This window comes from Pseudomonas sp. 13B_2.1_Bac1, assembly GCF_025466155.1.
GTDB lineage: Bacteria > Pseudomonadota > Gammaproteobacteria > Pseudomonadales > Pseudomonadaceae > Aquipseudomonas > Aquipseudomonas aylmerensis.
In genome coordinates, this window is sequence record NZ_JANLOH010000010.1 from 93,765 (window position 1) to 102,050 (window position 8,286).

Annotated in this window: 6 protein-coding genes and 1 pseudogene; 4 read left to right on the plus strand and 3 right to left on the minus strand. The window is 60.2% G+C overall.

All coding sequences use genetic code 11. The features are described 5' to 3' along the window. Nucleotides 1-9 precede the first annotated feature (9 nt). The gene (locus NTD80_RS02710; RefSeq protein ID WP_262132050.1) at nucleotides 10-1,755 is read left to right on the plus strand and encodes a Gldg family protein; all 1,746 of its coding nucleotides are present in this window, start codon (nucleotides 10-12) and stop codon (nucleotides 1,753-1,755) included. Nucleotides 1,756-1,758: 3 nt separating this feature from the next. Here NTD80_RS02710 and NTD80_RS02715 read toward each other — a convergent pair whose 3' ends face one another. From NTD80_RS02715 to NTD80_RS02725, 3 genes are all read right to left on the minus strand, one after another. Further along, nucleotides 1,759-2,067 carry a hypothetical protein gene (locus tag NTD80_RS02715; RefSeq protein WP_065901740.1) on the minus strand — a complete coding sequence of 103 codons (309 nt, stop codon included), beginning with the start codon at nucleotides 2,065-2,067 and terminating at the stop codon, nucleotides 1,759-1,761. 261 nt (nucleotides 2,068-2,328) lie between these two features. Next, a complete protein-coding gene (locus NTD80_RS02720; RefSeq protein ID WP_065901747.1) occupies nucleotides 2,329-2,763 on the minus strand; it encodes a DoxX family protein in 435 nt (144 codons plus the stop codon). Nucleotides 2,764-2,866: 103 nt separating this feature from the next. After that, nucleotides 2,867-4,288 (minus strand): transglycosylase SLT domain-containing protein, encoded by a 1,422-nt coding sequence (locus NTD80_RS02725; protein WP_262132052.1) that lies wholly within the window; start codon nucleotides 4,286-4,288, stop codon nucleotides 2,867-2,869. A 236-nt stretch (nucleotides 4,289-4,524) separates the two neighbouring features. On the opposite strand from NTD80_RS02725, the gene NTD80_RS02730 reads away from it, so the two are divergent. From NTD80_RS02730 to NTD80_RS02740, 3 genes and pseudogenes are all read left to right on the plus strand, one after another. Beyond that, the gene (locus NTD80_RS02730) at nucleotides 4,525-5,331 is read left to right on the plus strand and encodes a TatD family hydrolase (protein ID WP_120447953.1); all 807 of its coding nucleotides are present in this window, start codon (nucleotides 4,525-4,527) and stop codon (nucleotides 5,329-5,331) included. A 96-nt stretch (nucleotides 5,332-5,427) separates the two neighbouring features. Then, a complete protein-coding gene (locus NTD80_RS02735) occupies nucleotides 5,428-6,909 on the plus strand; it encodes a methyl-accepting chemotaxis protein (RefSeq protein ID WP_262132054.1) in 1,482 nt (493 codons plus the stop codon). 198 nt (nucleotides 6,910-7,107) lie between these two features. After that, nucleotides 7,108-8,286: pseudogene (locus NTD80_RS02740) on the plus strand (type IV secretion protein Rhs); the annotation flags it as partial.

The following is an 8,286-nucleotide window of genomic DNA, read 5'->3' on the forward strand; positions in this document are numbered from 1 at the left end:
GAAAGCCCCATGCGATCCACTCTGCGTACCGGCATGACACTTATGGTCTTGCTTTTACTATTCCTCGCGTTCAACCTGGTCTGGATAGTTAAACTTCCCGACATTCGCTGGGACTATTCCCGTTCACAGATCCACACTTTATCCCCCACCGTACGGCACTTCCTGAATTCCCTGGAAAGCCCGGTAGACTTGTATTACTTCAACGCCAACAACGCCCCAGCAAGAAGTCCCGCGATGAAACGCTATGGCAAGCGTATCGAGGACCGGCTCAAGGAATATGAAAAAGCCGCCCGAGGCATGCTCAACCTGCACCTTATCGAACCTGCACGTTTTTCAGAGGATGCCTACAAAGCGGAGCTATTTGGCCTCGACGATGAGGCCGGTTTTCTGGGCCTCATCGGTACCCGTGCCGGTCACGGTGCGCAACGCATCGAATCATTCAGCCTTGATCGTGAGCCCTTGCTCGACTACGAAATCAGCCACTTGATCTATAAGTTGCAACACCCTGAGCGCCCCATTGTCGGTCTGATCTCAGGGCAAGCGATGGAGGAATCCGCAGGGCGGCTGCTCAAGACCGTGCAGCAGCACTTTAACCTCGCGCTGCTGGAGTCGACGACCGTACGCATCCCGGAATATGTCCAGGCACTGATGGTGGTGCAGCCCGCCGCGTTGTCCGAGCAGACCCTGTATGGCATTGAACAATTTGTATTGAAGGGCGGCAGGTTGATGATGTTTATCGACCCCCTGGGCGAGCAACGCTCAGGCCGTGCGCCAGCCAATACTCGATTGCACGAACTACTGGCCGCCTGGGGTATCCAGATGCCAGCGGATAAGCTGCTGGTCGACGGTCTCTATTCTTCGTGGACTGAGCCGGGCCCCGGAAGAAACGCGGAGCGATACCCAGCCCGGTTAAACCTACCAAGGCAGGCGATGAACACGCAGGATGTGAGCACCTGGAAATTGAACACCGTGATCGTATCCAGCAGCGGCGCCGTCTCTCGCCTGGCTAAAAGTCGCACGACATTTACCCCCCTGCTCTACAGCTCCGAGCACGCCGAGCTGATGGATACCGAGCGTTTCGTGGACGACACCGCGCGCGACGCGTTGGCTGACGCGCTGCCCAAGCAAGGCAAACGCCATGTAATTGCGGCCCGTATCGAGGGGCCGGCTTATTCGGCATTTCCGGAAGGCATCAAGGGTCAACCGCCGGGCGTGCAAAAAGCGACACAGATCCATGTCGTGGTGGTCGCCGACACCGACATGCTCACCGATCAGCTCAGCCCCGCGACGCCTGACAGCAACGCACTGTTTATCATGAATACACTGGATAACCTGTCCGCCCTTGAAGCACTGGCCAACGTTCGGCCGCGTACACCCGCGAGCAACTCACCGACCCTGCTGGAGGCCATGCGCAACGCCGCCGAACAGGTCTATCGCGGCAAGGCCTATGAGGTGGAACAACGCTTGCAGCGAACGGAACAGGAATGGCGGCAGTTGACGCCACAAGTGATCCACCTGGGCACTCAGGCAGTGGACACCAGGACGCAGTTGCAGGCCCTCAATAAGGAGCGCCTGCGTTTGCCCATGGAGTTGCACGCCTTGAAGGTCGAGGCATACGCACAGGTCAATCGCCTGGAGCTGGCGATAAAGCTGGGCGTGACCTTCGCGATCCCGCTGATGTTGTGCCTGATCGCCTGGCTGGTGTTTCTCGGCCATCGTCGACGACGCTTGAACGGCGAGGCCACACGTCGCTGAACCTCAACGCCTGGCAATCAGCCCTTGCCGGGCAATGCGGGTCAGATGGCCGATCACTTCAGCTGCATTGACGGCGCTCGGAGCCTGGATGACCGCGAGGTCAAAGCTGTTGTTGGCAAAACGGGCAAGAGAGTCGCCGTCTTCCACAAACTGGATCAGGAACGCCGATGGCCGCCCGGTACGACGCGGCCAGCCATCCAGGTAACGCAACAGCGTCGGCTGGTGCTTGCCGCCCAGGAGAATTTTCGGATTGCGTTGAGTCAGGTCCGCGGTGATCGGGGCCAGGCGTATCAGGGGGCGTAGTGCATTCATCGTGTCGTGTCTCTGCCTCAAAAGTCTGCGGGCAGGTGAGAGGCAACACCGAACCAGCGCTTTAGCGGAATTTCAAAGCTGTCTCGGCATGGGAGAACCAGCTTCTGTCGGGCTGCATAGAGTCCCGGTGGCGCCCCGCAATTAGCTGTTTAAATCGGCGCATGAGCGGCATCCTAGAGAAGCCGCAGGGGCGGTGTCAAGAATGGCGGGCAACGAAAAGGCCCGCACATGGGCGGGCCTTGTCGATTTTCCAGACGTGGATCAGCGGGCGATGGCGCGGTCTGCAGACAATTTGCCGGCACCTTCCAGCAGCACTGCCAGCGCACCACCGAGCAGCGCCAATGCGAACTCATACCCGTTATTGGCCATGAACAGACCGTTATGGATATGCACCGAGAAGATCGCCACCAGCGACAGGATGGTCAAGCCCAATGCCGCCGGACGAGCGAGCAAACCGATGATCAGTGCCAGGCCGGCGAAGAACTCGGTCCCGCCCGACAACAGTGCCATCAGGGTACCCGGTGCGAGGCCGATGCTTTCCATCCACTGCGCCGTGCCGGCCAGGCCGTAGCCACCGAACCAGCCAAAGAGTTTTTGCGAGCCGTGGGCCGCGAAGATAATGCCGACAACAATGCGCAGGACAGTCAGGCCGTAACCGGCACGGGTGGTCAGAAGGCTTTTGATCAGTGGGCTCATGCGTGTAATCCTTTTCGAAACTGGGGTTGGTTGGCCGCCATATTAATCAGTTTAAAGAATGTTAAAAGCGCAAAAACTGCCTTATCAATATCGAATTAATCGATTACTTCCGGGAGGCAATTTTCGGCGCTGGCGGCTCCAGGGACTCCCGCTCCCGATCGAACGCCAAGTAATACTTGTTAACGCTATTAACATAGCTGACGCCGCTCATGCCCACCTGTTCCATGGCAATGCGTTCAACCTGGAAGAACCACTGGTTGGGGTTGAGGCCCCGGCGCCTGGCCTCGGTGCGCATGCCCTGGACGCGCTCCGGGCCCATGTTGTAGGCCGCCAGTACAAAGGCCATGCGCTCGCGCTCATTGAGCTTGGGGCTGGCGAAAAACTTGCGGCGGATCATCGCCAGGTAGCGCGCGCCGGCCTGCACATTGCTGTCGAGGTTCTCGATATTGTTGACCCCCACCCGCTGCGCCGCCGACGGCGTGATCTGCATCAGGCCGGTCGGCCCACCGCTGTTGCGCGCGCCCGGGTCGAGTGCCGACTCCTTGAAGGCTAATGCCGCAAGGTTCAGCCAGTCCATGCCCTGCTCGCGCGCATGTTTTTGCAGGACCGGGCGCAGCTTCTCCAGGCGCTGGCGGTCGATCCGGGCCAGCGGATTGCGCACTTGGTACAGGCGCCGATAGATACGCTGGAACGCGACATCCTGGTCGGAGGGCGTCCGATAAGTCTTGAGAAATCGATCGATGCTGGCACGCAGCATCGACGCGTCCTGGCGCACGAACCAGTACTCGTCACCCGGTTCGCTGATCGCCACCTGCTTATCGAAGCGCAATTTGGGCAGGATCTTCGACCAGCGCTCGGCAATCGGCTTCTCGACGATTGTCAGGTGAAAAATCCCCGCCTGGACCATCTCCAGCACGTCCTCCACCGCGAGCGTCGGGTCGACCCATTCCACCTTGATCGACGGCTGCTTGTGCAGCGCCAGCTTCTGATTGACCTGACTGATGGCATCCGCCGCCGCGCTGCCAGTGGTCAGCGCCACCGTCCGGCCAGACAGTTGCTCCAACTTGGTAAACCGCCGCTCGCCCTTGACCCCCACCAGCCACAACGGCACACCGCTGGCGATCGGGTCACTGGTGCTGATCTTGTGTGCGGCCTTCACATCCAGCAGTTCACCAGGGGCCACCAGGTCGCCTTCGCCACGGGCCAGCGCGCCAAGGAGTTGGTCCTTGGCCTTGGGAATGATCTTGAGGTTGATTTCCTGGCCATCACGGGCGTGGCCATTGAGGTACTGCTCGAAGGCGCGCAGGCGGTGATATTCCACCCCGATAGCCTGGCCCTGCACTTCACCAGAGCTATTGCGGCTTTGGTTGACCAATACGCGCAAGGTGCGGCTGGAGCGGATCTCCGCCAGGTCGCGCACCTTGCTGGGCTTGGTCACTTCCAGCGGCCCGTCCAGACGCGCAACCGCCGCCATGGGCAGCAATAACGTCAGGCACAACATAAGCAACGCCGAGGGTCGGATCATCCGCTCTCCGGAAAGAATACTGGCCAACGCTCTCGCGAAAAACGAGGCGGTGGGCGTCAGAAACAGAGCGCTTTATGCGCTGGCAAGGTACGCAACGGCGACACTGGGTCAGGCGGTCAGCCGACCACAATGTCACTTGCGACGTTCAAAGACAGCTATAACTCGTTGTAGTTCTTCGATTTTCTTATAAATCTACAGCTCTGATATGCTTTCCGGCCGCAGGCGGAGATAGCACCATGCAACTCATTGATATCGGCGTCAACCTGACCAACCCCAGTTTCGACGAGAAGCACCTGGCCGTTCTCGAGCGAGCCTATGCCGCTGGCGTACAGCAATTGGTACTCACCGGCACCAGCGTCGACGGCAGTGAGCAGGCCCTGGAACTGTGTTTGAAACTCGATGAAAGCGGCCAGCGCCTGTTCAGTACGGCCGGCATCCACCCGCATTCCGCCAGTGACTGGAACGGCGACAGCGCCCAGCGTTTGCGCGGCCTGCTCAGTGAAAGCCGCGTGCGTGCCGTGGGCGAATGCGGGCTGGATTTCAATCGTGATTTTTCGCCACGCCCGCAGCAGGAGAAAGTCCTGGAAGAGCACTTGGCCCTGGCCGTCGAGTTGAAACTCCCGGTATTTCTGCATGAACGCGACGCCAACCAGCGCCTGCTGGAAATCCTCAAGGACTACCGCGACCACCTCACCGCCGCCGTGGTGCACTGCTTCACCGGCGAACAGTCGGCATTGTTCAGCTACCTCGACCTCGACTTGCACATCGGCATCACCGGTTGGATCTGCGACGAACGCCGTGGGACACACTTGCACCCGCTTGTGAGGGAAATTCCCCGTGGCCGTCTGATGCTGGAAAGCGACGCCCCCTACCTGCTGCCGCGTACCCTGCGGCCCAAACCAAAAAACGGCCGCAACGAACCGGCCTACTTGCCGGAAGTACTGCGCGAAGTCGCGCTGCACCGCAACGAAAGCGTGGAAGACCTGGCCGCGCACAGCACCGCCAGCGCGCGCGCGTTTTTTGGCTTGCCTGCCGTGGATTGATGCGGCGCATTGACCCATGTCAAAACCGGCTTCCTGAGTAGCGGCACAATAATGGCACCTTGCCAATGCTGTTTCCGCTATCAGAGAAAACCTTCCATGGGTGCCTGGCTTAGCAATATCTCGCTGAAGTACAAATTCTGGGCCGTCAACGCGGTCGCTTTCATCACCACCCTGCTGCTGGTGCTGTACGCCGTGCAGCTTGAACAACAGGCGCGCAGCGATGCGTCCCAGGCCTCGGCGCAGGCCCAGGCGCGTCTGCTCAGTGCCTGGCCGGCGGAAAAGGCCCTGCCCACAGATGAGCACTGGCTGACGTATGCACAAGGCCAAATCCCACAACGAGCGGACCAGGATCTTTCAGCCCTGAGCGGCGCCAACGGCTGGGTCGACCTCAACCGTATGCCGCTGTTTGGCGAGAACCCGCTGATGGGCGCCGAAGTGATCGCGCGACCCGACGGCCAACAGGTCGCCGTGCTGGCCTATGCCCCCAGCCTGAGCCGGGTGTTCGGCGAACGCTTCGCCAACTATGCGGTGGCCGTATTGATTCTGATGCTGGCGATGCTCGGCGCTTCGCAGCTATTGATCCGCTTCCTGCTCAGCCAGCTCAATACCCTCAAGGACGTGATGCTGCACGTGGAGAAAACCGGCGACCTGTCGGCCCGTGTGCCCTTGGCCTGCAAGGACGAGGTCGGCCAGATGGCCAGCGCCTTCAACGCCATGCAAGCCGGCTACCAACGGGTGGTCAATACGGTGGCACGCACCGCCCGGCAACTCGACGAGGGTGCCGCACGGCTGGCCAGCAGCATGAACGAAGTGCAGCACGGCATGCTCGGCCAGCAAAGCGAGACCGACCAGGCCGCCACTGCTATCAACGAGATGACCGCCACCGTCTACCACATTGCTCAACATGCCGGTGCCACGCGCGACCTGTCCCAGACCGCCGACACCCTCGCCGGCAGCGGCCAGGAAGTGGTCACCCGCGTGCAGCGCTCAATCGCCGGGCTGTCCACCGGCGTGCAACAGACCGCCGAAATGATCCAGAAACTGGCCGAGGACAGCCAGAAAATCAACGGTGTGGTCGGCGTGATCCACAGCATCGCCGAACAGACCAACCTGCTCGCGCTCAACGCCGCCATCGAAGCCGCGCGCGCCGGCGAAATGGGCCGGGGGTTCGCCGTGGTTGCCGACGAAGTGCGCAACCTGGCCAAGCGCGTGCAGAGCTCCACCGACGAAATCACCCGCATGGTCTCGGCGCTGCAAGCCGGCACGCGCGACGCAGTGGACTTCATGCAGGAAAGCTCGTTCAAGGCTGACGACTGCGTGCAACAAGCCCAGGAGGCCGGCGCCGCACTCGCCGAAATCACCGGCGCCGTGGCGCAAATGCGCGAAAGCAACACCCAGATCGCCGTCGCCGCCGAACAGCAAAGCCACGTCGCCGAAGAGATGAACCGCGCGGTGGTAAGCATCCGTGATGTGACCGAGAACACCGTGCAACAGACCGTGGACTCCGCGACGACCAGTAATGAACTGGCGACGCTGGCTGGGGAACTGAGTAAGGCGATCGGGCAGTTGAAGCTGTAGGACTGTTCAACCTGTAGTCCCCCTCCTATAACAAGGCCTCGGTGAACCTGAGGTTTTGCCGAAACCTCCTACCTACCCTGGCGAATAAAGCCGACTTCTTTCCCCTACCAACCTCTCCAAAGTCTCTCGCCTGATCAATCAGCGCGAGGGACCGCCGATGCACCTCTCACTTCGTGCCCCACTCAAGGGGCCCGCCTCATGAATCCGGTTATCGCCAACTTCGTCCTGTCGCCCATGAATGGCAACAAGCCGGACGTCGACAGCGTTTTGCATGATTTGCGACATTGCCTGAACACTTTTGACGAGTGGGCCGAGCACTTCTGGAGTGGTTCTGCACTGGAAGTGGAGCAGGTATTCAAGGTCGGGGAAGAGGTTTCCCTTGTCGCTCCCGCGTCGTCCAAAAAGCCCAGTCGCACGGTTGTCACCTGCAAGGCCCAGGGCGCGTTGACCCTAGTGCATATGTTCGAGAGCACGCGGTTTGTGCCTATTGGCAATACACCGGTGATGCTGCAGGCGATTGCTGCGGACGGCAGCCACTTGGGCCCGCCCATCCATCGAACTATTGGCCCCAGCGGCATTCTTGAAATCGAGGACTGCACCCGCGATCAACGCTACCAAATCACCTTCTACCCCAATGTTTCCAAGGATCATGTCAAGGCGCTGTATGCGTCTTATCAGTCGGTCATCAAGATGCTGGAAGCCAGCCTGCGTCATGAATGGAAGAAGACCTTCAAGCCGCAATGGAGCGACTTCGCCAACGCCACGCCGTTCAAGCGCAGCGCGATGCAAGGCCTGGCGTTTTCAACCGGGATTGCCAAGGGGCTCTTCAACCTTTGGGACAACTTCCCGCAACTGTACGAACTGTTGGCGGATATCAAGACCAATAGCCAGAAGTTGTTGCATTACATCTCGCAGGCCGAACTCAACGAACTGCTGAAACTGGGCAAAGACACCATTGCCCATGGCCTGCTTTTGCTCAGCGATGAGCCGCTGTTGTTTATCTATCTGTCGGCCATGGTCGCCTGGATACGCATGCTGCCACCGCCGCAGATGTATGAATTGCTCGGCGAGATTACCGGCGAGGTGCTGATCAACCTATTCCTGATCTGGGCGACGCGGGGCATGGGGGTTCAGGTGCGCCTGGGTATGCAGGTGTTGGGGACCATCAAGTCTGGCCAAGCACGCAAATGGCTGGAGAGGCTGGCCGATCATCTGGTCGGGCCTCAGTTGGAAGCGCATGTCGAAGCGGCCAAACCGTTGTTGCTGGGAAGCGCGGCGACGCCGATCAAGGTGATTCCGGATGTGCCGTTGAAGGCTGGGGATCAGCTGATTTCCAACCCGGTGCCGGCGGTTCACGGCAAGACGCAGAGGACCGCG